The 24705-nt window shown below is 48.8% G+C and carries 22 protein-coding genes, 4 tRNA genes and 1 pseudogene; all 27 read left to right on the top strand.

All coding sequences use genetic code 11. The features are described 5' to 3' along the window. Positions 1-167: 167 nt before the first annotated feature. On the top strand, positions 168-803 hold the full coding sequence (locus tag L0B52_RS05335) for a TRAP transporter small permease (RefSeq protein ID WP_235063705.1): 636 nt from the start codon (positions 168-170) through the stop codon (positions 801-803). Next, positions 800-2089, top strand: coding sequence for a TRAP transporter large permease (locus tag L0B52_RS05330; protein WP_235063704.1), 1290 nt, complete (start codon positions 800-802; stop codon positions 2087-2089). Before L0B52_RS05335 ends, L0B52_RS05330 begins: the two co-directional genes overlap by 4 nt. A gap of 9 nt (positions 2090-2098) precedes the next feature. Next, positions 2099-3208, top strand: a complete 1110-nt coding sequence (gene asd / locus L0B52_RS05325) for an aspartate-semialdehyde dehydrogenase (protein WP_235063703.1) — start codon at positions 2099-2101, stop codon at positions 3206-3208. A gap of 159 nt (positions 3209-3367) precedes the next feature. Beyond that, positions 3368-3452 (top strand) — tRNA-Tyr (locus L0B52_RS05320). A gap of 7 nt (positions 3453-3459) precedes the next feature. Further along, a tRNA-Gly gene (locus L0B52_RS05315) sits at positions 3460-3533 on the top strand. 12 nt (positions 3534-3545) lie between these two features. Beyond that, a tRNA-Thr gene (locus tag L0B52_RS05310) sits at positions 3546-3621 on the top strand. Between the two features lie 33 nt (positions 3622-3654). Then, positions 3655-4845, top strand: coding sequence for an elongation factor Tu (gene tuf, locus L0B52_RS05305; protein ID WP_235063691.1), 1191 nt, complete (start codon positions 3655-3657; stop codon positions 4843-4845). Between the two features lie 79 nt (positions 4846-4924). After that, positions 4925-5000 (top strand) — tRNA-Trp (locus tag L0B52_RS05300). A 15-nt stretch (positions 5001-5015) separates the two neighbouring features. Next, positions 5016-5390 (top strand): preprotein translocase subunit SecE, encoded by a 375-nt coding sequence (secE, locus tag L0B52_RS05295; protein WP_235063702.1) that lies wholly within the window; start codon positions 5016-5018, stop codon positions 5388-5390. Then, positions 5390-5926: a transcription termination/antitermination protein NusG gene (nusG, locus tag L0B52_RS05290; RefSeq protein WP_235063701.1), complete on the top strand. Its 537-nt coding sequence runs from the start codon at positions 5390-5392 to the stop codon at positions 5924-5926. Before secE ends, nusG begins: the two co-directional genes overlap by 1 nt. A 41-nt stretch (positions 5927-5967) precedes the next feature. Then, positions 5968-6396 (top strand): 50S ribosomal protein L11, encoded by a 429-nt coding sequence (gene rplK, locus L0B52_RS05285; protein WP_235063700.1) that lies wholly within the window; start codon positions 5968-5970, stop codon positions 6394-6396. A gap of 3 nt (positions 6397-6399) precedes the next feature. Next, positions 6400-7095 carry a 50S ribosomal protein L1 gene (rplA, locus tag L0B52_RS05280; protein WP_235063699.1) on the top strand — a complete coding sequence of 232 codons (696 nt, stop codon included), beginning with the start codon at positions 6400-6402 and terminating at the stop codon, positions 7093-7095. Positions 7096-7304: 209 nt separating this feature from the next. Next, a complete protein-coding gene (gene rplJ / locus L0B52_RS05275; protein WP_235063698.1) occupies positions 7305-7841 on the top strand; it encodes a 50S ribosomal protein L10 in 537 nt (178 codons plus the stop codon). Between the two features lie 52 nt (positions 7842-7893). Then, positions 7894-8271 carry a 50S ribosomal protein L7/L12 gene (gene rplL / locus L0B52_RS05270; RefSeq protein WP_235063697.1) on the top strand — a complete coding sequence of 126 codons (378 nt, stop codon included), beginning with the start codon at positions 7894-7896 and terminating at the stop codon, positions 8269-8271. Between the two features lie 227 nt (positions 8272-8498). Continuing rightward, positions 8499-12572, top strand: a complete 4074-nt coding sequence (gene rpoB / locus L0B52_RS05265; RefSeq protein WP_235063696.1) for a DNA-directed RNA polymerase subunit beta — start codon at positions 8499-8501, stop codon at positions 12570-12572. A gap of 22 nt (positions 12573-12594) precedes the next feature. Continuing rightward, positions 12595-16794: a DNA-directed RNA polymerase subunit beta' gene (gene rpoC / locus L0B52_RS05260; protein ID WP_311195351.1), complete on the top strand. Its 4200-nt coding sequence runs from the start codon at positions 12595-12597 to the stop codon at positions 16792-16794. 231 nt (positions 16795-17025) lie between these two features. After that, positions 17026-17400 carry a 30S ribosomal protein S12 gene (rpsL, locus tag L0B52_RS05255; RefSeq protein ID WP_235063694.1) on the top strand — a complete coding sequence of 125 codons (375 nt, stop codon included), beginning with the start codon at positions 17026-17028 and terminating at the stop codon, positions 17398-17400. An 18-nt stretch (positions 17401-17418) separates the two neighbouring features. Beyond that, complete coding sequence (rpsG, locus tag L0B52_RS05250) at positions 17419-17889, top strand: 30S ribosomal protein S7 (protein ID WP_235063693.1); 471 nt, start codon at positions 17419-17421, stop codon at positions 17887-17889. A 33-nt stretch (positions 17890-17922) separates the two neighbouring features. Beyond that, on the top strand, positions 17923-20019 hold the full coding sequence (gene fusA / locus L0B52_RS05245; protein ID WP_235063692.1) for an elongation factor G: 2097 nt from the start codon (positions 17923-17925) through the stop codon (positions 20017-20019). Between the two features lie 18 nt (positions 20020-20037). Next, entirely contained in the window at positions 20038-21228 is a 1191-nt protein-coding gene (gene tuf / locus L0B52_RS05240) for an elongation factor Tu (RefSeq protein ID WP_235063691.1), read from the top strand. Positions 21229-21239: 11 nt separating this feature from the next. After that, positions 21240-21554: a 30S ribosomal protein S10 gene (rpsJ, locus tag L0B52_RS05235; RefSeq protein WP_235063690.1), complete on the top strand. Its 315-nt coding sequence runs from the start codon at positions 21240-21242 to the stop codon at positions 21552-21554. A gap of 125 nt (positions 21555-21679) precedes the next feature. Continuing rightward, positions 21680-22319 (top strand): annotated as a pseudogene (gene rplC, locus L0B52_RS05230) (50S ribosomal protein L3). A gap of 9 nt (positions 22320-22328) precedes the next feature. Further along, a complete protein-coding gene (gene rplD / locus L0B52_RS05225; RefSeq protein ID WP_235065454.1) occupies positions 22329-22937 on the top strand; it encodes a 50S ribosomal protein L4 in 609 nt (202 codons plus the stop codon). Then, a complete protein-coding gene (rplW, locus tag L0B52_RS05220; protein ID WP_235065452.1) occupies positions 22931-23233 on the top strand; it encodes a 50S ribosomal protein L23 in 303 nt (100 codons plus the stop codon). The genes rplD and rplW overlap by 7 nt, the downstream gene beginning before the upstream one ends. 12 nt (positions 23234-23245) lie before the next feature. Further along, positions 23246-24079 (top strand): 50S ribosomal protein L2, encoded by an 834-nt coding sequence (gene rplB / locus L0B52_RS05215; protein WP_235063689.1) that lies wholly within the window; start codon positions 23246-23248, stop codon positions 24077-24079. Positions 24080-24081: 2 nt separating this feature from the next. Next, on the top strand, positions 24082-24354 hold the full coding sequence (rpsS, locus tag L0B52_RS05210; protein ID WP_235063688.1) for a 30S ribosomal protein S19: 273 nt from the start codon (positions 24082-24084) through the stop codon (positions 24352-24354). A gap of 9 nt (positions 24355-24363) precedes the next feature. Further along, positions 24364-24696, top strand: a complete 333-nt coding sequence (gene rplV, locus L0B52_RS05205; protein WP_235065450.1) for a 50S ribosomal protein L22 — start codon at positions 24364-24366, stop codon at positions 24694-24696. Positions 24697-24705: the final 9 nt, after the last annotated feature.

The raw sequence follows: 24705 nt of genomic DNA, 5'->3' as shown, positions 1-24705 counted from the left end.
GCCCACTTAGGGTCTTAAAGCCCGGTGTGACAGGTTGTCGCATCGGGCTTTTGTGTTTTATAGAGCCAGCACGAAGGGAAGAGGTTGAAACGTGATGTGTATAGCCTATTCGGTTGCCCCATGCTCAAACCTTATTAAGGTTGGGCAAAGCCATAAGGAGAGAAAACTTGGCCAGTAAGAATAGAATTAAAAATATCATGTACGCCATTGACGATAAGATTGCCTTGCTTGAAGGCGTTGTCTTGGTGATTGGGATTTTCGCGATGGCGATTAACTCAGTAGCCAATGCCATAGGACGCTCACTTTTTGATCATGGTTTGTTCTTTGCTGAAGAAGTCAATGCGATGTTGATTGTCCTGGTCACATTCGCTGGCATTAGCTACGCCAAACGTGAGGGGCGACATATTCGTATGACGGCATTTTACGATATGGTGCCAGATGGGCCGCGAAACATATTGATGATTGTGATTTCCTTTACCACGGCAGCATTTTTATTTTTGCTGACCTGGTATGCAGGCGTTTATTTAATCGATCAAATGAATAGCCCAAGAAGACTGCCGGCGCTGGGGATACGAGAATTCTGGATGTATATCTGGATGCCGGTAGGGCTGTTTTTGTGTGCGGTACAGTATTTTCTCACAGGGTTGGTCAATATCATTAAAGATGATGATGTGTATCTGTCGATCAAACATAACGACAGCTACAGTGATACCGATGAATATACGGAAATGCTCGACGAAGATGTTGAGGCGGAAAACAGCGTCGTGGAAGAGCTAAATAACCAAGAGGAGCAACCATCATGATTACTTGGATGCTTATCGCTATGATCGTGTTGCTGCTACTCGGCTTCCCGATGATGATTCCACTGATTGTTGCGGCATTTATTGGTTTTATGGGGCTGTTTGATGGCGATTTTAGTCGTCTGACCTTTATGATTCAGCAGATGGTTGCAGGGATTAAACCAACCTCGTTAATCGCGGTACCGATGTTTATTCTCGCCGCCGATATCATGACGCGGGGGCAAAGCGCCGGTCGTTTGATTGATATGGTGATGACGTTTATCGGCCATATTCGCGGCGGCTTGGCGGTGAGTACTGCGGTAACCTGTACGTTGTTTGGCGCGGTTTCTGGTTCAACACAGGCCACGGTGGTCGCGGTAGGTTCACCACTGCGCCCACGGATGTTACAAGCCGGCTATAAAGATTCGTTTGTGCTCGCGCTGATTGTGAACGCCAGTGACATTGCCTTTTTGATCCCGCCTTCAATCGGGATGATTATTTACGGGGTGGTCGCAAAAACCTCGATCGCTGATTTGTTCTTAGCCGGTGTTGGCCCAGGGTTGGTAATCCTCGTCTTGTTCAGTATTTACTGTGTGATCTACGCCAAAATCAAAGACGTGCCCACGCAAGAAAAATACAGCTGGGCGCAACGTGGTGAGGCGGTTGTTCGTGCGCTATGGCCGTTAGGCTTCCCGGTGATTATCGTTGGCGGGATCTATACCGGCTTCTTTAGCCCGACCGAAGCGGCGTCGTTCTGTGTGCTCTATGCGATTTTCTTGGAATTCATCGTCTTTCGCTCGCTGACTTGGCGTGATCTTGGCGATATCGCACGCGCTACCGGCTTGATTACCTCAGTTGTCTTTATATTAGTCGCAGCGGGTAATGCGTTTTCGTGGGTCATTTCCTTTGCCGATATCCCGGCCACCTTAATTAGCGCGGTTGGTTTAGAAAGTGCCGGACCTACGGGTGTGTTAATTGCGATCTCTATCGCCTTCTTTATCGGCTGTATGTTTGTTGACCCAATCGTGGTGATCTTGGTGTTGGTGCCGATTTTTATGCCGCTAATTGAAGCGACTGACTTGAATAAAGTGTTGGTTGGTACCATTATTACCTTGCAGGTGGCTATTGGTTCAGCGACACCGCCATTTGGTTGTGATATCTTTACAGCGATTGCGGTATTTAAACGTCCGTATTGGGAAGTGGTTAAGGGAACACCGCCATTTATTTTAATATTATTGTCGGTTGCAGCGTTGCTGATTATGTTCCCAGAGATTGCTCTGTTCTTACCCGAATTGGCACTAGATAAATAAGGAATATTGATGAAAAAATTAGGTATCGTCGGCTGGCGAGGTATGGTTGGCTCAGTCTTAATTGGGCGAATGCATGAAGAGAACGATTTCGTCGGTGTTGACACAACATTATTTTCCACCTCACAAGCCGGACAGGCGGCACCAGAGTACGCGAGTAACGCCAAGCTGCAAAACGCGCATGACCTTGATGCGCTCGCGGCGATGGATATCATCATCACCTGCCAAGGTGGCGATTATACGAAAGCTATCCATCAGCCGTTGCGTGATAAGGGTTGGCAGGGCTATTGGATTGATGCGGCTTCAGCGTTGCGCATGGATCCAGAGAGTGTGGTGGTGTTAGATCCGGTTAATCGGGATGTTATTGATCAGGCGCTTGCCGCAGGCAAAAAAGATTTTGTCGGCGGGAACTGCACCGTTTCGTTGATGATGTTAGCCATCGGTGGTCTACTTGCCAAAGACTGGGTTGAATGGATTACGCCAATGACCTATCAAGCGGCTTCTGGCGGTGGCGCGAAACATATGCGCGAGTTGGTCACGCAGATGGGGGTGATTGAGCGCGGGGTGCATGACCTATTGGAAGATCCTGCCAGCGATATTTTGCAAATCGATCGCCAAGTGACAGAAACTTTGCGCAGCGGTCTTGATACTACACAGTTTGGCGCACCATTGGCGGGCAGTTTGATTCCGTGGATTGATAGTGAGCTCGAGTGTGGGCAAAGTCGTGAGGAATGGAAGGCACAGGCTGAGGCCAATAAGATTATGGGTCGACAAGACAATCCGGTATTGATTGATGGTTTGTGTGTGCGTATTGGTGCGATGCGTTCACATGCCCAGGCGCTTACCATTAAGCTCAAACGCGACATTCCACTCGATGAGATTAAAGTCGCGCTCGCTGAGCATAACGATTGGGTGCGTGTGGTTGAGAATAATAAGGCTGATAGCAGCAATGAACTCACGCCGGCGGCGGTCTCTGGAACGCTCAATGTGCCGATAGGGCGTCTGCGCAAACTGGTGATGGGTGGTGAGTATTTATCAGCGTTCACCGTTGGTGATCAGCTTCTGTGGGGTGCGGCTGAGCCGTTGCGGCGTATGTTAAATATCGTGCTGGGCAAAATTTAAAGCGATTTTTCACCATTCAGGGGTATGTGAGGGGCGCTACAAACCCTGCAGTGGTGCGGTTGCTGACCAATAATGGTAATGTTTTTTTATTGTTACGCAGAAAAGTGCTAAAAATGATTGACATTGGCGCTTTTACTGGTAAGATGCGTCCCTCTTACCGGAGGGGTACCCAAGCGGTCAACGGGAGCAGACTGTAAATCTGCCGGCTCAGCCTTCGTAGGTTCGAATCCTACCCCCTCCACCATTAACTTGCGGGTGTAGTTCAATGGTAGAACCTCAGCCTTCCAAGCTGATGGTGTGGGTTCGATTCCCATCACCCGCTCCAAAATCAAGTCCAGTCCATATAGCTCAGTCGGTAGAGCACTTCCTTGGTAAGGAAGAGGTCACCGGTTCAAATCCGGTTATGGGCTCCAGCTTCTTTATTTAATCACGACGGGGTGTCTACGATGTCTAAGGAAAAATTTGAACGCACCAAGCCGCACGTTAACGTCGGCACAATTGGTCACGTTGACCACGGTAAAACCACATTAACAGCAGCATTAACCAAGATTGGTGCGGATCGTTTTGGTGGCTCATTCTCAGCATACGACCAGATTGACGGTGCACCAGAAGAACGTGCTCGTGGGATTACCATTTCAACTGCCCACGTTGAATATGAATCAGAAGCTCGTCACTACGCACACGTAGACTGCCCAGGACACGCTGACTATGTTAAAAACATGATCACTGGTGCGGCGCAGATGGACGGCGCTATCCTGGTTTGTTCAGCCGCTGATGGCCCAATGCCACAGACTCGTGAACACATCCTGTTATCACGTCAGGTAGGCGTGCCTAACATCGTTGTTTACTTAAACAAAGCCGACATGGTAGACGACGCAGAACTCTTAGAACTCGTTGAAATGGAAGTTCGTGACCTGTTAAACGAATACGACTTCCCAGGTGATGACACACCAATCATCATTGGTTCAGCATTAAAAGCACTCGAAGGCGACACCTCAGACATTGGTGTTCCATCAATTGAGAAACTCGTTGATGCTTTAGACTCATACATCCCAGAGCCAGAGCGTGACATCGACAAGCCATTCTTGATGCCAATCGAAGACGTCTTCTCAATCTCAGGCCGTGGTACTGTTGTAACTGGTCGTATTGAGCGCGGTGTGGTTAAAGTCGGTGAAGAAATCGAAATCGTCGGTATCCGCCCAACCACCAAAACCACCTGTACCGGTGTTGAAATGTTCCGTAAATTGCTCGACCAAGGTCAAGCAGGGGACAACGTAGGCGTTCTGTTACGTGGTACCAAGCGTGAAGACGTTGAACGTGGTCAAGTCTTGGCTAAGCCAGGCACCATTACCCCACACACCAAGTTTGAAGCAGAAGTCTACATTCTGTCTAAAGACGAAGGTGGCCGTCACACCCCATTCTTCAAAGGCTACCGCCCACAGTTTTACTTCCGTACCACGGACGTAACTGGCGAATGTATCCTTCCAGAAGGCGTTGAAATGGTTATGCCAGGCGATAACATCAAAATGGAAGTTAACCTGATCAACCCAATCGCGATGGACGAAGGCTTACGCTTTGCGATTCGTGAAGGTGGTCGTACCGTTGGCGCCGGCGTTGTTGCCAGCATTATCGAGTAAGTTTATTTAGCACTTGCAAATACAGGCGGCGGTGGTATAATCCACCGCCCTTGTGACGTTGACGTCAAAATATTTTAATAGGCGAATAGCTCAATTGGTAGAGTTGCGGTTTCCAAAACCGTCGGTTGGGGGTTCGAGTCCCTCTTCGCCTGCCATTATTAGAGAGTCTCATGCAGCAATCACCTCTACAGGTTAAAAAGAAACCCTTAGATGGACTGTTCACGGCATTGGCTGTGCTGTTCTTTTTGGGCGGGTTTTATTTAATCGATTCTATGTTTTTAGCCGCTGAAGCGTGGTATGTGCGCTTTGGCGTTGTTTTGGTTGCGTTGCTGTTGGCTGCAGGTTGCTTGTGGTTGACTGGCTATCGCTCGAAGATCCTGTCTTTGTTTAAAGGGGCGCGAATCGAGTGGCGTAAGTTGCATTGGCCAACCAAAGATGAGGCTGTTAAAGCCACACTGATGGTGCTGGCGATTGTCGCAGTTTTTGCGATCTTCCTCAGTATTATTGATTGGTTCTTGGCGCTGATTATTCGTGGGATTATGTAATGGCTAAAGCATGGTATGTATTACAAACGTATTCGCAATTTGAGCAGCATGTTAAACGTGCACTAATCGAGCGAATCGAACGAGAAGGCTTGCAGGAAAGCTTTGGTGAGATTCTCATTCCATCAGAAGAAGTGGTGGAGATGAAGGAAGGCAAAAAACGCAGCTCACAGCGTAAGTTCTTTCCTGGCTATGTGTTGTTAGAAATGGACATGAACGAGACCACTTGGCATGTCGTACGTAGCATCAGCAAAGTTTCCGGGTTTGTGGGCGGTACGGCAGAAAAGCCGGCGCCGATTGCCCAGCATGAAGTCGACGCGATCATGCGTCGTATTGAAGAGGGTGTGGAGAAACCACGTCCGAAAACCTTATTTGAGGTTGGCGAAGAAGTACGCATTATTGATGGGCCGTTTGCTGAATTTATCGGCACGGTTGAAGAAGTGCACTACGAAAAAAGCCGCCTGAAAGTGTCGGTGCTCATCTTTGGGCGTCCGACACCTGTCGATTTGGAATTCCACCAAGTCGAGAAAGATGTGTAACAGGGGAGCCGAAAGGCGCTTGCACCCATTAAGGAGAAAACATGGCTAAGAAAATTACAGGCTATATCAAACTGCAGATCCCTGCAGGCAAAGCGAATCCATCACCACCGGTTGGTCCTGCTCTGGGTCAGCATGGTGTGAATATCATGGAATTTTGTAAAGCATTTAACGCGGAAACCCAGCAATTAGAAGCGGGTATGCCGATTCCGGTTGTGATCACCGTTTATAGTGATCGTAGCTTTACCTTCATCAGTAAAACCCCACCAGCTGCTTATTTGTTGAAAAAAGCTGCAGGCATCAAGTCGGGTAGTGGTCGTCCAAATACCGAAAAAGTCGGTACAGTGACCCGCGCACAACTCGAAGAAATTGTTGAACTGAAAAAACCTGACCTGACTGCAGCCGATATGGATGCAGCCGTTCGTACTATCGCTGGTAGTGCGCGCGCGATGGGCTTGAATGTAGAGGGTTAATCCATGGCAAAATTGAGCAAACGCGTAAAAAACTACCGCGAAAAAGTAGAAGCTGGCAAAGTTTATGGTGTGAATGAAGCGCTTAGCCTGCTTAAAGAAATCTCTAGCGTCAAATTTGTTGAATCTGTTGATGTAAGCATTAACTTAGGCATCGACCCACGTAAATCAGACCAAGTGGTTCGTGGTGCTGCCGTATTACCAAACGGCACGGGTAAAACCGTTCGTGTGGCTGTATTCGCGCAAAACGACAACGCTGAAGCGGCTAAAGCTGCTGGTGCGGACATCGTTGGTATGGACGAATTGGCCGATGAAATCAAAGGCGGTCGTAGCGACTTTGACGTAGTGATTGCTGAACCAGCAGCGATGCGTGTGGTTGGTCAGTTAGGGCAAATCTTAGGGCCTAAAGGCTTAATGCCTAACCCTAAAGTTGGCACCGTAACCCCTGATGTGGGCACTGCAGTGACCAATGCTAAAGCCGGTCAAGTACGTTTCCGTGCGGATAAAGGTGGGGTTGTACACGCCATTATCGGTAAAGCAGATTTTGATGAAGCCAAACTGGCTGAGAACCTCAGAGCGTTGGTAGCAGAGGTTAATAAACTGCGTCCAGCTGCTGCAAAAGGGGTTTATTTGAAGAAAGCGTCTCTGTCAACCACGATGGGCCCTGGGGTCAGCATCGATACTTCAGAGTTAGACGCTTAATGAATTTTGTGCTGAGACACCTCAGCACACAACCGATCTTTGGATGGCTGCAGCCGCAGCTATCGTCAAAGACTGCAGGTGCTTAACCGCTTAATTTCCTGCATAGATGGTAGGTCAGCTTCAGTTATCTGAAACATGGCTATACCAAGGGCTGTATAACTTAGGTTATGCAGATAAGGGTAACCCGATCTCACCTTAAGGAGTGTGGAATGGGATTAAATTTAACCAGCAAAAAAGCCGTTGTTAGCGAAGTTAATGACATTGCTTCTAACGCTCATGCTTTAGTTGCCACTGAATACCACGGTCTGTCCGTGCTTCAGATGACCGACTTACATGCGCGTGCTCGCGAAACCGGCGTTTATCTGCGTGTGGTTAAAAATACCCTGGCTAAGCGCGCTTTGGCCGACACTGAATTCAGCGTTGTTGCTGATCAGTTAGTTGGTCCTTTGGTGCTGGCGTTTTCGCAAGAAGACCCTGGCTCTGCTGCGCGTTTGTGGCGCGATTTCCTCAAGGAAAACGACAAGGTTGACAAGGCAATTGTTAAATTCTTGAGTGTTTCCGGGGAAGTGATGCCGGGTTCTGAACTTGATCGTTTGGCGAAGCTGCCGACCAAAGACGAAGCGATTGCTCTTCTTATGGCTTGTATGCGTGCGCCGCTTGATAAGTTCGCTCGCACCCTCAACGAGGTGCCAGGTAAATTGGTACGCACAGTTGAGGCGGTTCGCCAAAGTAAGGAAGCGGCGTAAGCGTCGTTGGGTATTTTTAACAGTTTAAACATTTTTATTTGGAGTAATTGATATGGCGATTGCAAAAGAAGACATCTTGAATGCCATTTCTGAGATGACTGTAATGGACGTTGTTGATTTGATTTCAGCAATGGAAGAGAAGTTTGGCGTTACTGCGGCTGCGGCTGTTGCAGCGGCTCCTGCTGCTGCTGGCGACGCTGGCGCAGCTGCTGCTGAGCAAACTGAGTTTGACGTAATCTTGGCTGATGCCGGCGCTAATAAAGTAGCCGTTATCAAAGCGGTTCGTGCAATCACTGGCTTGGGCTTGAAAGAAGCTAAAGCAGCAGTTGATGACGCACCTTCAACCCTGAAAGAAGGCGTTGAAAAAGAAGAAGCTGACAAGATTAAAGCACAACTTGAAGAAGCAGGTGCTAAAGCCGAACTTAAGTGATCGGCCGTCATCTGACGCACAAAGTGTTACGCGCTAAGCGTTAATACTTAACGGGTTCTCGCTCTTTCGCCCTCGTGGCTTTGAGCGAGCGCCCTTTTCGCGTCTTTGCGGTGCTTATGCCAATCCACATTAGCTTTATTTATGTTGATTGGCATGCGTATCAACGCTCACCTTCATTGTATTAACCCCGCGCCCACTGGCGCTCAGACGCTCGAGGTAATTGTCACATGACTTATTCGTTTACCGATAAGAAACGCATCCGTAAAAATTTTAGTAAGCGTCCTACCGTATTGGAAACACCGTATTTGCTTTCCATGCAGCTCGACTCTTATCACGGTTTTTTGCAGCAGAACAAAACCGCACAAACCCGTGATGAAATTGGTTTGGAAGAAGCCTTTCGCTCGATCTTCCCAATCATCAGCCACAATAGCATGGTTGAGCTCCGCTACAGTGGGTATGATCTCGGTAAACCAGAGTTTGAAGCGCGCGAATGTCAGTTGCGCGGCGTAACTTTTGCTTCGCCTTTGCGTGTGCGTATGCAGTTGGCGATCTACGATAAAAACTCCACCAAGAAAAAACTCAAGCAAGTGATCGAGTCGGATTCTGTCTATATGGGTGAAATCCCATTGATGACCGACAACGGTACCTTCATCATCAACGGTACTGAGCGCGTGATCGTGTCTCAGTTGCACCGCTCACCAGGGGTGTTCTTTGACCATGATAAAGGCACCAGCCACAGCTCAGGTAAATTACTATTCAACGCACGTGTAATTCCTTACCGTGGTTCATGGTTGGATTTTGAGTTTGACGCTAAAGACTTACTGCATTGTCGTATTGACCGCCGCCGTAAGTTGCCGGTGACTATTTTGCTGCGTGCATTAGGCTACAGCAGCGAAGAAATCCTCACCCAATTCTTTGACGCACAGCAATTCAAAATCAGCAAGACGGGTAAATTTGAAATGGCGTTTGAGCCAGAGCATTTCAAAGGCGAAGTGGCAGCGTTTGATATTGTAGCCGGTAAAGATGTGCTGGTTGAGGCTGGTAAACGCATAACCTCACGTCACGTACGCAAGCTTGAAGAAGCAGGCGTCACTAAGCAGATCGTGCCAACCTCGTTCTTAGAAGGCAAGGTGCTTGCGAGTGACTTGGTCGATAAAGAAACTGGTGAGCTGATTTTAGCGGCGAATACCGAGTTGACCGAAGAATTCCTTGAGCGCTTTATTGAATTGGGCGTGAAAAGCTTCAAAACCCTGTATGTCAATGATTTGGACCGTGGTGCGTATATTGCCGATACCCTGCGCAGCGATGAAACCAGCAGCGAGCTCGAAGCACGCGCGGAAATTTATCGCATGATGCGCCCAGGCGAGCCACCAACCAAAGATGCGGCCGATACCTTATTCGATAATCTCTTCTTTAACGAAGAACGCTACGATCTTTCACGTGTGGGTCGTATGAAGTTCAACCGTCGCTTAGACCTGCCTTCAGATGAAGGTAGCGGTACATTGAGCAAAGAAGACATCGTTAATGTGATCAAAACCTTGATCGCGATTAAAGACGGTGCAGGCTCAGTCGATGATATTGACCACTTAGGCAACCGCCGTATCCGTTGTGTCGGCGAGATGGCTGAAAACGCGTTCCGTATCGGTTTGGTTCGTCTTGAGCGCAGTGTTAAAGACCGCTTAACTCAGGCTGAAACTGAAGGTTGGACGCCGAAAGATCTGGTCAATGCTAAGCCGGTGGCCGCAGCGATTAAAGAATTCTTTGGTTCATCACAGCTCTCGCAGTTTATGGACCAAAACAACCCACTCTCAGAAGTCACTCATAAGCGCCGTATTTCAGCATTAGGCCCAGGTGGTTTGACGCGTGAGCGAGCAGGCTTTGAGGTGCGTGACGTGCACCCAACGCACTACGGTCGCCTGTGTCCGATTGAAACGCCAGAAGGGCCAAACATCGGTTTGATTAACTCACTCGCTGTTTATGCGAAAACCAACGATTATGGGTTCTTGGAAACCCCATATCGCAAAGTGGTTGATGGCAAGGTAACTAACGAGATTGAGTACCTCTCAGCGATTGATGAATCAAAATATGTGATCGCTCAGGCGAATGCGCATTTGGACGCCAAAGGCGCGTTTGTTGATGAGTTGATCTCAACCCGTGTGGAAAACGAATTTACCTTATCAACGCCAGATCGTATCCAGTATATGGACGTCTCACCGAAGCAGATCGTTTCGGTAGCGGCTTCATTGATTCCATTCTTGGAGCACGACGATGCGAACCGTGCTTTGATGGGCTCGAACATGCAGCGTCAGGCTGTGCCAACGTTACGTGCGGACAAACCTTTGGTTGGTACCGGTATGGAACGTGTGGTGGCGAGTGATTCGGGCGTATTGGTGCGCGCTGAACGTGGTGGGGTCATCGATTCTGTCGATTCTTCACGGATTGTGGTTAAAGCCAATGATGATGAAGTGCAAGCTGGTGGTTTAGGGGTTGATATTTATAACCTTACTAAGTACACCCGCTCGAACCAGAACACCTGTATTAACCAAAAACCATTGGTTAATCCGGGCGATGTGGTTGCGCGTGGCGATGTGCTCGCGGATGGTCCTTCGACCGATATCGGTGAGTTGGCGCTTGGGCAAAACATGCTGGTGGCATTCATGCCGTGGAATGGTTACAACTTCGAAGACTCAATTTTGATTTCCGAGCGTGTGGTGACTGAAGATCGCTTCACTACCATTCATATTGAAGAATTAACCTGTGTGGCGCGCGATACTAAGCTTGGGCCTGAAGAAATTTCTGCCGATATTCCAAACGTTAAAGAAAGCGCGTTAGCAAAACTGGATGGTACAGGGATCGTTCATATTGGTGCGGAAGTACGTGCTGGCGATATCCTGGTTGGTAAAGTGACCCCGAAAGGTGAGCGCTCACAATCACCAGAAGAAAAATTGCTGCGCGCGATTTTTGGTGAGAAAGCCTCTGATGTGAAAGATACCTCGCTACGTGTGTCTACCGGCATGGACGGTACCGTGGTTGATGTACGCGTCTACACCCGTGATGGGGTGGAAAAAGACCAGCGTGCGCAAGACATCGAAGATATGGAAATCGAGGCAATCGCTAAGGATATTAAAGACCGCCTGCGTGTATTTGAACAAGATATTCAAGACCGTGCGGCGCGTTTGTTGCTCGATCAGAAAGTCAAGAAAGCACCGAAGCGTAAATCTGGCGATGTGGTTGATCAGGCGTTGCTTGATGAAGTGGCTCCAGAGCAGTGGTTCGATATCCGTTTGCAAGACAACGAGATCAACGAACAGCTTGATGGCATGCATCAGTTGCTGGTCGAAAAACGGAAAGAGCTGCAAGACTACTACGAAGAGAAGAAAAACAAGTTTGCCCAAGGCGATGATTTGGCGCCAGGCGTGTTGAAGATGGTTAAAGTCTATCTCGCGGTTAAGCGTCGCTTACAACCAGGCGATAAAATGGCCGGTCGCCACGGGAACAAAGGTGTGGTCTCAATGATTGTACCGGTGGAAGATATGCCATATATGGATGATGGTACACCGGTAGATATTGTACTTAACCCATTGGGCGTTCCTTCGCGAATGAACATTGGTCAGGTGCTGGAAACCCACCTTGGCTGGGCAGCGCGCGGCATTGGTCAGCAGATTGGTAAGATGCTCGATGAAAAGGCGAGCAATAAAGACCTGCGCGGCTATTTAGATCAGGTGTATAACCACGATACCCAGCGCGAAAATTTAAAATCATTGAAAAACGATGAATTTAATGCGTTGTGTGAAAACTTACGCGCCGGTGTGCCGATGGCGACGCCGGTGTTTGACGGTGCGCAGGAAGCAGAAGTGCAGCGTATGCTTGAGTTGGCCGGGCTGCCGATTAGTGGGCAAACCAAGCTCTATGATGGTCGCACTGGTGAAGCGTTTGAGCGTGATGTCACTGTAGGCTATATGTATATGCTCAAGCTCAACCACTTGGTTGATGATAAGATGCACGCCCGTTCAACGGGACCTTATTCACTGGTCACCCAGCAGCCACTTGGTGGTCGTGCACAATTCGGTGGTCAGCGCTTCGGGGAAATGGAAGTGTGGGCGCTGGAAGCTTATGGCGCGTCGTACACCTTGCAGGAAATGCTCACAGTGAAATCTGATGATGTGGAAGGTCGTACCAAGATGTATAAGAACATTGTTGACGGCAACCTGAAAATTGAACCGGGTATGCCGGAATCGTTCAATGTATTAACCAAGGAAATCAAAGCCTTGGGGATCAACATTGAACTTGAACAAGAATAACCGATAGGTAGGTGAAATCATGATGAAAGATTTGGTTAGCTTTTTTAAACCGCAAGACGACGCTGATGATTTTGACCGTATCCGCATCGGTTTAGCCTCACCAGATATGATCCGTTCGTGGTCATATGGTGAAGTGAAGAAGCCGGAAACGATCAATTACCGCACGTTCAAACCAGAACGCGACGGTTTGTTCTGCGCGAAAATTTTTGGCCCGATGAAAGACTACGAGTGTTTGTGTGGTAAATACAAGCGCTTGAAGCATCGTGGTGTGGTGTGTGAGAAATGTGGCGTTGAAGTCACAAAATCGAGCGTACGTCGTGAGCGTATGGGTCATATCGACTTAGCTACTCCGGTTGCACACATTTGGTTCTTAAAATCATTGCCATCACGCATTGGTTTGTTGCTCGATTTGACCTTACGTGAAATCGAACGTGTGCTTTATTTCGAGTCGTTTATCGTGCTCGATCCGGGTATGACGCCATTAGAGAAAAATCAGTTACTCACTGAAGAGGCTTACATTCAGGCGCTCGAAGAGTACGGTCACGAATTTAAAGCGATGATGGGCGCCGAAGCGATCCAATATATTCTCAAGAATATGGAGTTGGAAACCGAAATCGCTGATTTGCGTGAAGCGCTCGCGGAAACCAATTCAGAAACCAAGAGCAAGCGTATTGTTAAGCGCTTGAAGTTGATGGAAGCGTTGCACGCTTCCGGCAATAAGCCAGAATGGCTGATTTTAGAAGTCCTGCCAGTATTGCCACCGGATCTGCGTCCGTTGGTGCCGTTGGATTCTGGACGTTTTGCAACTTCAGATTTGAACGATCTGTATCGTCGAGTCATCAACCGTAACAACCGTTTGAAGCGTTTGTTGGAGCTGTTTGCGCCGGATATCATCGTGCGCAATGAAAAACGCATGCTGCAAGAAGCCGTAGATTCATTGCTCGATAATGGTCGTCGTGGCCGTACTGTGACCGGCTCGAACAAGCGTCCGTTGAAATCTTTGGCGGATATGATCAAAGGTAAGCAAGGGCGTTTCCGTCAAAACTTGCTCGGTAAACGGGTGGATTATTCTGGCCGTTCGGTGATTGTGGTTGGTCCTACTCTGCGTTTGCACCAATGTGGTCTGCCAAAACGCATGGCATTGGAGCTCTTTAAGCCGTTTATCTTCCAGCAGTTGATCGAAAAAGATCAGGCGCCAACAATCAAAGCAGCGAAGCTGATGGTTGAACGTGATGAGCCGGAAGTCTGGGATGCGTTGGAATATGTGATCCGTGAGCACCCAGTGATGCTCAACCGTGCACCAACCTTGCACCGTTTGGGTATCCAGGCATTTGAACCGATTTTGATCGAAGGTAAAGCGATCCAGTTGCATCCATTAGTGTGTGCGGCGTTTAACGCTGACTTCGATGGTGACCAGATGGCGGTACACGTACCACTCTCACTCGAAGCGCAGCTCGAAGCGCGCGCATTGATGATGAGTTCGAACAACATCTTGTCCCCTGCGAACGGTGAGCCAATTATCGTGCCATCACAAGACGTGGTGCTTGGTTTGTATTACATGACTCGAGAGCGTATCAATGCTAAAGGCGAAGGCATGCGCTTTGCCGATATTGATGAAGTTGAGCGCGCTTACCAAGCGGGTCATGTTGCTTTGCAGGCCAAAATACAAGTGCGTTTGCAGTTCTTCGACGCTGAAGAGCCGTATGTGAAGCGTGTAGAAACCACGGTTGGTCGTGCGCTTCTCTCACAAATTCTGCCGAAAGGTTTGCCGTATGCGCTCATCGATAAGCCAATGGTGAAAAAAGCCATTTCTGCGCTGATTAACGCCTGTTATCGTCAAGTCGGCTTGAAAGAAACGGTTATCTTGGCTGACCAGTTGATGTATACCGGTTTCCGTTACGCCACCCGTTCAGGTACCTCAATCGGGGTGACCGATATGGTGGTGCCAAATGAAAAAGCGGGTATTTTGCAGAAAGCCGAAGACGAAGTTAAAGACATCGAGCACCAGTATAATTCTGGTTTGCTGACCCAGGGTGAGAAATACAACAAGGTAATCGATATCTGGTCAGGCACCAACGACAAAGTCGCGAAAGCGATGATGAGTCAATTGGGCAAGATCGAAGTCACCAATAAAGACGGCGAGACAGTTGAGCAGCCTTCGTTTAACTCGGTGTTTATGATGGCTGATTCTGGGGCGCGTGGTAGCGCGGCGCAGATTCGTCAGCTCGCTGGGATGCGTGGTTTGATGGCTAAGCCGGATGGTTCAATCATCGAAACGCCGATCACTGCGAACTTCCGTGAAGGTTTGAACGTTCTGCAGTACTTTATTTCTACCCACGGTGCGCGTAAAGGTTTGGCCGATACCGCGTTGAAAACCGCAAACTCAGGGTATTTGACCCGTCGTTTGGTCGATGTCGCGCAAGATGTGGTGGTTAACGAACAAGATTGTGGTACTCGCGCTGGTTTGGAAATCCAGGCGGTTGTTGAAGGCGGCGACGTGGTCGAGAAGCTTTCGGACCGTGTGTTGGGCCGTGTGTTAGCCGAGCCGGTGATGGATCACAACAGCGGTGAAGTCGCGCTTGAGGCTGATACGCTGCTCGGCGAACAAGAAATTGAAGTGTTGGAAAATGCCGGTGTTGACCGTGTTGTGGTACGCAGCGTCATTACGTGTGAATCGCGCAAGGGTGTGTGTGCACAGTGTTACGGACGTGACTTGGCCCGAGGCCATAAAGCGAACGTTGGTGAGTCGGTTGGGGTTATCGCCGCGCAATCGATCGGTGAGCCAGGTACTCAGTTGACGATGCGTACGTTCCACATCGGTGGGGCAGCACAAAGCTCGGCTTCGATTGGTAGTATCGAGGTGAAGACTAACGGTACAGCGCGTTTGACGAACATCAAAACCGTGATTAATAAAGACGGTAAGCTGGTTGCGATCTCACGTAGTGGTGAATTGTCGATTATCGATAAAAATGGTCACGAGCGTGAGCGTTATAAGATCTCCTATGGGGCAACGTTAAACATCAATGATGGTGATAGCGTCACTCAAGGGCAGACGTTAGCGACTTGGGATCCGCATACTCATCCGATCGTGGCTGAGGTTGAAGGTTTTGCCACGTTTTCTGATTTCGAAGATGGCGTGACTGTACAAAGCTCAACCGATCCGGAAACGGGCTTGACCGTACAAACGGTCATGGATAATACGCAGCGCTCAAGTGCGGCAAAAGACAAGCGCCCGATGATCCATTTTGTCGATAAAAAAGGCAAACTGGTCACTCAGGCGGGTTCGGATGTACCGGTAACCTACTTCTTGCCAGCAGGCGCGATCATCAATATTAATGATGGTGCAGAAATTCGTGTGGGTGACGTATTAGCACGTATGCCACAAGAATCGGGCAAAACCGGCGATATCACCGGTGGTTTGCCACGTGTGGCTGATCTCTTTGAGGCGCGTAAGCCGAAAGAGCCAGCGATTTTGGCAGAAATTACCGGGGTGGTGTCGTTTGGTAAAGAAACCAAAGGCAAACAACGTTTGGTGATTACTGGTGAAGACGGTGAGTCGTTTGAGATTTTGATTCCGAAATGGCGTCGTTTGAATGTCTTTGAGGGTGAGCAGGTCAAACAAGGCGAGCTGCTCGCTGATGGTGAACCAACACCTCATGACATCCTGCGTTTGCGCGGTGTACACGAGTTGGCGGCCCATATCGTCAAAGAAGTACAAAACGTTTATCGCCTGCAAGGGGTTAAGATCAACGACAAGCATATCGAAGTCATCGTGCGCCAAATGCTGCGTAAAGTATTAGTTAGCGATGCAGGCGAATCAACCTTGATTAAGGGTGAGCAGCTTGATATCCAGCGTGTGCTCGAAGTCAATGATCAGTTGCAAGCCAGCGGTAAATTACCGGTGCGTTATGAACCTGTATTGATGGGGATTACTAAGGCGTCGTTGGCAACCGAGTCGTTTGTTTCTGCTGCATCATTCCAGGAAACCACGCGTGTACTCACCGAAGCAGCCGTTCATGGCAGCATCGATGACCTGCATGGTTTGAAAGAGAACGTGATTGTTGGGCGTTTGATCCCATCAGGTACGGGGCTTGCTTATCATCAAGAGCGTCGAAGCTTGCGCCAGGAAGAGCAGAATTTGCTCACCATGGGTGTAGCAAGCGCTGAGGATGGCGAAGCGGATGACGTTGAGGTGAGTTCTTCGACAGAAGACGACGCTTGACAAGTCGCTTTAGAGCGCCTATGATGCCCTGCCTCTGGCTAGGGCATCACTTATTGACGTATTGATTTTTATCATCTTTATGTCTTTGGGTTGTGCATTTTTGTGTCAATGTGCGTGAGATTTATCTCACTGCCCAGTCATTTTGATACAACAGGACACAACAATAGAGGAATACGGTTAGCGTATTTCCTCGCTATTTGACTGTATAAAAAAGTTTGGAGAAAAGCTTTCATGGCAACAATTAATCAGTTGATGCGCAAGCCGCGTATTCAACAGAAAGATAAAAACAACGTTCCTGCTCTGCAGGGATGTCCACAAAAGCGTGGCGTATGCACCCGTGTATACACCACGACGCCTAAAAAGCCTAACTCGGCCATGCGCAAGGTTGCACGTACGCGTTTAACAAACAAGTATGAAGTAACCGCCTATATCGGCGGTGAAGGGCACAACCTGCAAGAGCACAGCTTGGTGCTTATCCGAGGCGGGCGTGTGAAAGATTTGCCAGGTGTGCGTTATCACATCGTTCGTGGCGCGTTGGACACAGCAGGCGTTAAGGACCGTAAACAGGGTCGTTCTAAATACGGCACTAAGCGTCCTAAATCGTAAATAGTAAAGGAAAAGTTCATGTCTAGAAGAGTTCGTGCGCCAATCCGCCATATTTTACCGGATCCAAAATTCGGCAATGTGGTCGTGGCGAAGTTCATCAATATGGTCATGGTTTCTGGTAAGAAATCTGTGGCTGAAAAAGTGGTTTATCAAGCGCTGGATCAAGCGGCTGATAAAAAACAAATGCAAGCAGTCGATGTGCTTGAAGAAGCATTGGAAAAAATCCGTCCAGCGGTTGAGGTTAAATCTCGTCGCGTCGGCGGGGCGACTTACCAAGTGCCGGTCGAAGTGCGTCCAGTGCGTCAAAATGCGTTGGCAATGCGTTGGTTAATTGACGCAGCGCGTAAGCGTAATGAGAAATCAATGGCTGCGCGCCTGGCGGGCGAGTTCATTGACGCGATGGAAGAGCGCGGTAATGCCGTGAAGAAACGCGATGAAACCCACCGTATGGCGGAAGCGAACAAAGCGTTTGCCCACTTCCGCTGGTAACGGCGATCAATTCGAACGTATTGGAGTACCTTTATGGCACGTAAGACCAAAATCGACAAATACCGAAACCTTGGCATCATGGCGCACATCGATGCCGGGAAAACAACCACCACAGAACGTATTCTGTTCTACACCGGTTTGTCACACAAAATCGGTGAGGTGCATGATGGTGCAGCCACCATGGACTGGATGGAGCAAGAACAGGAGCGTGGGATCACCATTACCTCTGCAGCAACCACCTGTTTCTGGAGTGGTATGGCACAGCAGTTCCCAGAGCACCGCGTTAACATCATCGATACCCCAGGGCACGTTGACTTCACCATTGAAGTGGAACGTTCACTGCGTGTATTAGATGGTGCTTGCCTCGTATTATGTGCGGTTGGTGGCGTTCAGCCACAAACTGAAACTGTTTGGCGCCAAGCTAATAAATATAAAGTACCACGTATCGCTTATGTGAATAAGATGGACCGTGTCGGCGCGAATTTCTTGCGTGTGGTTGAACAGATGAAAGAGCGCTTGAATACTCAAGCAGTTCCTCTGCAATTACCGGTTGGCGCAGAAGATGATTTCAGAGGTGTGGTTGACTTAATCAAGATGAAAGAAATCATCTGGAATGAAGATGACAACGGCTTGACCTTTGAATACGGCGATGTTCCACAAGATATGTTGGACGATTGTGAAGAATGGCGTGAATATTTAGTTGAAGCTGTTGCTGAGGCTGATGAAGCGTTGATGGATAAATACTTAAATGGCGAAGCGTTAAGCGAAGAAGAGCTGGTTCAGGGCTTGCGTCAGCGCACCATTAACAACGAAATCGTACCAGTTCTGTGTGGTTCGTCGTTTAAGAACAAGGGTGTGCAAGCGATGCTCGATAAAGTCATCGAGTTGTTGCCTTCACCGGTGGAAGTGCCTGCTATTCAGGGGATTAACCCGAATACTGAAGAAGCAGATACACGTATCGCTGATGATGAAGCGCCGTTCTCTGCGTTGGCGTTTAAGGTTGCTACCGACCCATTCATGGGTACGCTAACCTTCGTACGCTGCTACTCAGGGGTACTCGAAGCGGGTGCGACTGTGCTTAACTCTGTGAAAGACAAGCGCGAGCGTGTCGGTCGTATCGTACAGATGCACTCAAACTCTCGTGAAGAGATCAAAGAAGTGTATGCGGGTGATATCGCAGCGTGTATCGGTTTGAAAGATGTCATCACTGGGGAAACGCTGTGTGACATGAACAAGCCAATCATCCTTGAGCGTATGGAGTTCCCTGAGCCGGTAATTTCAGTGGCGGTTGAGCCAAAAACCAAATCTGACCAAGAAAAAATGGGCATGGCTTTGGGTAAATTGGCGCAGGAAGATCCGTCTTTCCGTGTCCATACCGATGAAGAAACCGGGCAAACCATTATCTCTGGTATGGGTGAGTTACACTTGGAGATCTTGGTTGACCGTATGAAGCGCGAGTTTAAGGTTGAGGCCAATGTTGGTGCGCCACAAGTTGCTTACCGTGAAACGATTCGTGAAGCGGTTGAGCAAGAAGGTAAATTCGTACGTCAGTCTGGTGGTCGTGGTCAGTTCGGTCACGTTTGGCTGCGTATTGAGCCACAAGAGCCAGGCTTTGGTTATGAATTCGTCAACCAGATTGTTGGTGGTGTTGTACCAAAAGAATACATCCCAGCGGTTGATAAGGGTGTACAAGAGCAAATGCAAAACGGTGTTTTGGCTGGCTACCCATTGGTTGATGTCAAAGTGACCCTTTATGATGGTTCATACCACGAAGTGGATTCATCTGAAATGGCGTTTAAACTCGCTGGTTCAGAAGGCTTCAAGCAGGGCGCACGTAAAGCAAAACCTGTGTTGCTCGAACCAATGATGAAGGTTGAAGTGACCACCCCTGAAGATTATATGGGTGATGTGATTGGCGATTTGAATAGCCGTCGTGGTTTGGTGCAAGGGATGGAAGATCAAGGTATTGATAAGATCGTCCGTGCGCAAGTACCACTGGCGAATATGTTTGGCTATGCCACCTCACTTCGTTCACTTTCGCAAGGCCGCGCGAACTACGCGATGGAATTTGATTGCTACAATGAAGCCCCTAATAACATTGTAGACGAAGTTGTTAAAAATAAATCTTAAATAGGACTCGGAGTATTTATGTCTAAGGAAAAATTTGAACGCACCAAGCCGCACGTTAACGTCGGCACAATTGGTCACGTTGACCACGGTAAAACCACATTAACAGCAGCATTAACCAAGATTGGTGCGGATCGTTTTGGTGGCTCATTCTCAGCATACGACCAGATTGACGGTGCACCAGAAGAACGTGCTCGTGGGATTACCATTTCAACTGCCCACGTTGAATATGAATCAGAAGCTCGTCACTACGCACACGTAGACTGCCCAGGACACGCTGACTATGTTAAAAACATGATCACTGGTGCGGCGCAGATGGACGGCGCTATCCTGGTTTGTTCAGCCGCTGATGGCCCAATGCCACAGACTCGTGAACACATCCTGTTATCACGTCAGGTAGGCGTGCCTAACATCGTTGTTTACTTAAACAAAGCCGACATGGTAGACGACGCAGAACTCTTAGAACTCGTTGAAATGGAAGTTCGTGACCTGTTAAACGAATACGACTTCCCAGGTGATGACACACCAATCATCATTGGTTCAGCATTAAAAGCACTCGAAGGCGACACCTCAGACATTGGTGTTCCATCAATTGAGAAACTCGTTGATGCTTTAGACTCATACATCCCAGAGCCAGAGCGTGACATCGACAAGCCATTCTTGATGCCAATCGAAGACGTCTTCTCAATCTCAGGCCGTGGTACTGTTGTAACTGGTCGTATTGAGCGCGGTGTGGTTAAAGTCGGTGAAGAAATCGAAATCGTCGGTATCCGCCCAACCACCAAAACCACCTGTACCGGTGTTGAAATGTTCCGTAAATTGCTCGACCAAGGTCAAGCAGGGGACAACGTAGGCGTTCTGTTACGTGGTACCAAGCGTGAAGACGTTGAACGTGGTCAAGTCTTGGCTAAGCCAGGCACCATTACCCCACACACCAAGTTTGAAGCAGAAGTCTACATTCTGTCTAAAGACGAAGGTGGCCGTCACACCCCATTCTTCAAAGGCTACCGCCCACAGTTTTACTTCCGTACCACGGACGTAACTGGCGAATGTATCCTTCCAGAAGGCGTTGAAATGGTTATGCCAGGCGATAACATCAAAATGGAAGTTAACCTGATCAACCCAATCGCGATGGACGAAGGCTTACGCTTTGCGATTCGTGAAGGTGGTCGTACCGTTGGCGCCGGCGTTGTTGCCAGCATTATTGAATAACGGATAACACTATGGCTAGTACACAGAAAATCCGCATTCGTTTGAAATCTTACGATCACCGCTTGATTGATGCGTCAGCCAAGCAGATCGTTGAAACGGCGAAACGTGCTGGTGCCCAAGTTAAGGGCCCGGTACCTTTGCCAGTAAAAATCGAAAAGTACACGGTTTTGATCTCCCCGCACGTTAATAAAGACGCGCGTGATCAATATGAAATGCGCACACACAAGCGCATTATGGACATCGTTGATCCAACCGACAAAACCGTCGATGCGTTGATGAAACTGGATTTGGCGGCAGGGGTTGACGTCAAGATTGAATTGCAGTAAAATCGCGCACCTTTCGTGTATCTCGGAAGCGGAAAGTGAAAACTTTCCGCTTTTTTGGATGCTCGTGAAGCCGAAGAGGGCACCCACCCTCCTCTCGTCTTTTTTGTAAAAATGAGGATAACAATATGACAATGGGCCTTGTGGGTCAGAAAGTCGGTATGACCCGAATTTTTGACGAAGATGGCAACGCCAGCGCCGTAACGGTGATCGAGGTGAAGCCAAATGTAATTTCACAAATTAAAACCCAGGAAACCGATGGCTATGATGCTGTACAGGTTTCTGTTGGGGAACGTAAAGCAAATCGTACAACCAAGCCTCAAGCAGGGCATTTTGCTAAAGCAAATGTCGCCGCAGGTTTGTTGGTCAAAGAATTCCGTCTCACCAGTGAAGAGCTTGCCGATTATGAAGTGGGTAAAGCAGTGGCGTTAGATGTGTTTGCTGAAGGTCAAAAAAGTGGACGTGCGTGCGCGCAGTATTGGTAAAGGTTTTGCCGGTACAATCAAGCGTCACAACTTCCGTGGTCAGCGTAAAACACACGGTAACTCACTCTCTCACCGCGTTCCTGGTTCAATTGGTCAAAACCAGACACCAGGTCGTGTATTCAAGGGCAAAAAAATGTCCGGGCAGATGGGTAACAAAATGTGCAGCGTACAAAATCTCGAAGTTGCCCGCGTTGATAGCGAGCGTAACTTGATTTTGATCAAAGGCGCAGTACCCGGCGCGAAGGGCGGATTTGTGATGATTCGTCCGTCGGTAAAGGCATAAGGAGGCATGATGGATATTCAAATGAGTAATGCGTCCGGTTCGGTAACCGTTGCCGATGAAGTATTCGGTGTGGCGTTTAACGAGGCGTTGATTCACCAAGTGGTTACCGCTTATTTGGCCGGTGGTCGCTCAGGTACTAAAGCACAGAAAACCCGTAGTGAAGTTTCTGGTGGTGGTGCAAAACCTTGGCGCCAGAAAGGCACAGGGCGTGCACGCGCAGGGACCATTCGTTCGCCAATCTGGCGTAGCGGTGGGGTGACCTTTGCAGCTAAACCACGTGATTACAGCCAAAAAGTTAATAAGAAAATGTATCGCGCGGCTATGCGTAGTATCTTCTCTGAGTTGGCGCGCCAAGAGCGTTTGCTGGTGCTCGAGTCTTTTGAGCTTGATTCTCACAAGACCAAAGAATTTGCCGCTTATGCAGAGAAAAATAATTTAGGTCAGGATGTGTTAGTGGTTACTGAAAGCGCTAATGATAACGCCTACCTGGCGACGCGTAACCTGCCACGCATCAGTGTGGTTGATGTACAAGCAGTGAATCCTGCTTTGTTACTGCGTCATGAGAAAGTTGCCGTCGACAAAGCGGCCATTGAAAAAATCAACGAGTGGTTATCATGAAACAAGAACGTTTGTTACAAGTGATTAAAGGTCCGCACGTTACTGAGAAATCTTCATTGGCAGCTGAAGACAAACAGCTCGTCTTCAAGGTCGATCGTCGTGCAACCAAGCAAGAAATCAAAGAAGCTGTTGAGCAGCTTATGGAAGTCGATGTGATCGCCGTACGTACGGTGAATGTGAAAGGCAAAACCAAGCGTTTTGGCGCCCGCGTCGGCCGTCGTAGTGATTATAAAAAGGCCTATGTGAGCCTGGATAAGAGCGTGGATATGGAAGCGCTGTTGTCTGAGCAGGCCTAAGGAGAAGGAATAATGGCGATTAAAACCAATAAACCGACTTCCCCTGGCCGTCGTTTCGTGGTGGACGTAACCCGTCCTGAACTACACAAAGGTCAGCCGTTTGCGGCGCTGGTTGAAAAACAAAAGCGTGGCAGTGGTCGTAACAACATGGGCCGTATTACTACCCGTCATCGTGGCGGTGGTCATGCGCATAAATACCGCATCATCGACTTCAAACGTCAAAAAGACGGTATGGACGCTGTGGTTGAGCGTTTGGAATATGATCCAAACCGCACTGCCTTCATTGCGTTAGTACGTTATGCTGACGGCGAGCGTCGTTACATTATCGCAGCACGCGGTATGGAAGCTGGCGATGTGATCCGTAATGGTGATGACGCGTCGATCAAGCGTGGTAATACCCTGCCGATCCGCAATATCCCAGTGGGTTCAACCATTCACTGTGTGGAATTGAAGCCAGGTAAAGGCGCGCAGTTAGTGCGTAGCGCTGGTGGTTCAGCACAACTCGTTGCTCGTGAAGGCAAATATGCGACCATCCGCTTAAAGTCTGGTGAGCGTCGTAAAGTGCTTGCTGATTGTCGTGCAACGTTGGGTGAAGTCTCTAACCATGAGCACAGCCTGCGTTCACTCGGTAAAGCGGGTGCGACACGTTGGCGCGGGATTCGTCCGACCGTTCGCGGTGTGGTGATGAACCCAGTCGATCACCCACATGGTGGTGGTGAAGGTCGTACTTCAGGTGGCCGTCATCCGGTCAGTCCGTGGGGTCAGCCGACTAAAGGCAAGAAGACCCGTTCGAATAAACGCACGGATAAATTGATCGTTTCACGCCGTCACGCTAAGAGAGGTTAAGCATGGCACGTTCACTGAAAAAAGGATTCTTTATTGATCTTCATCTAGCCAAAAAGGTTGATGAAGCCGTTGCAAATAAGAGCAAAAAACCGATTAAAACCTGGTCTCGTCGTTCGATGATTACTCCAGACATGATTGGTTTAACCATTGCCGTACATAACGGTAAGCAGCATGTGCCAATTCTTGTCAACGAAGACATGATTGGTCATAAGTTGGGTGAATTTGCGCCAACCCGTAATTATCGCGGTCACGCCGCCGATAAGAAAGGTCGATAGGAGTTTATGATGCAAGCTACAGCAAAATTACGCGCTGCGCGCATCTCGGCGCAAAAAGCGCGACTGGTTGCCGATCAAATTCGCGGCAAGCATGTTGATGAAGCCATTGAGATTTTGACATTCTCACCGAAGAAAGCCTCGAGCATGATTCTGAAGTTGTTAAATTCTGCAGTGTCTAATGCCGAAGAAAATGAAGGTGCTGATGTGGATGCGCTGTTCGTTGCCGAAATCCAAGTGGGTGAAGGTATGACGATGAAGCGATTCGCAGCACGCGCTAAAGGTCGCGGTACACGCATTTTGAAGCGTACCAGCAACATCATGATTCGCGTGCAAGAGCGCTAAGGGAGTAAA

The sequence above is a fragment of the Suttonella sp. R2A3 genome (assembly GCF_021513215.1).
Taxonomy (GTDB): Bacteria; Pseudomonadota; Gammaproteobacteria; order Cardiobacteriales; family Cardiobacteriaceae; genus JAHUUI01.
The sequence above is the reverse complement of the archived record's forward strand: the minus strand, read 5'-3'. Positions and strand labels throughout refer to the sequence as shown.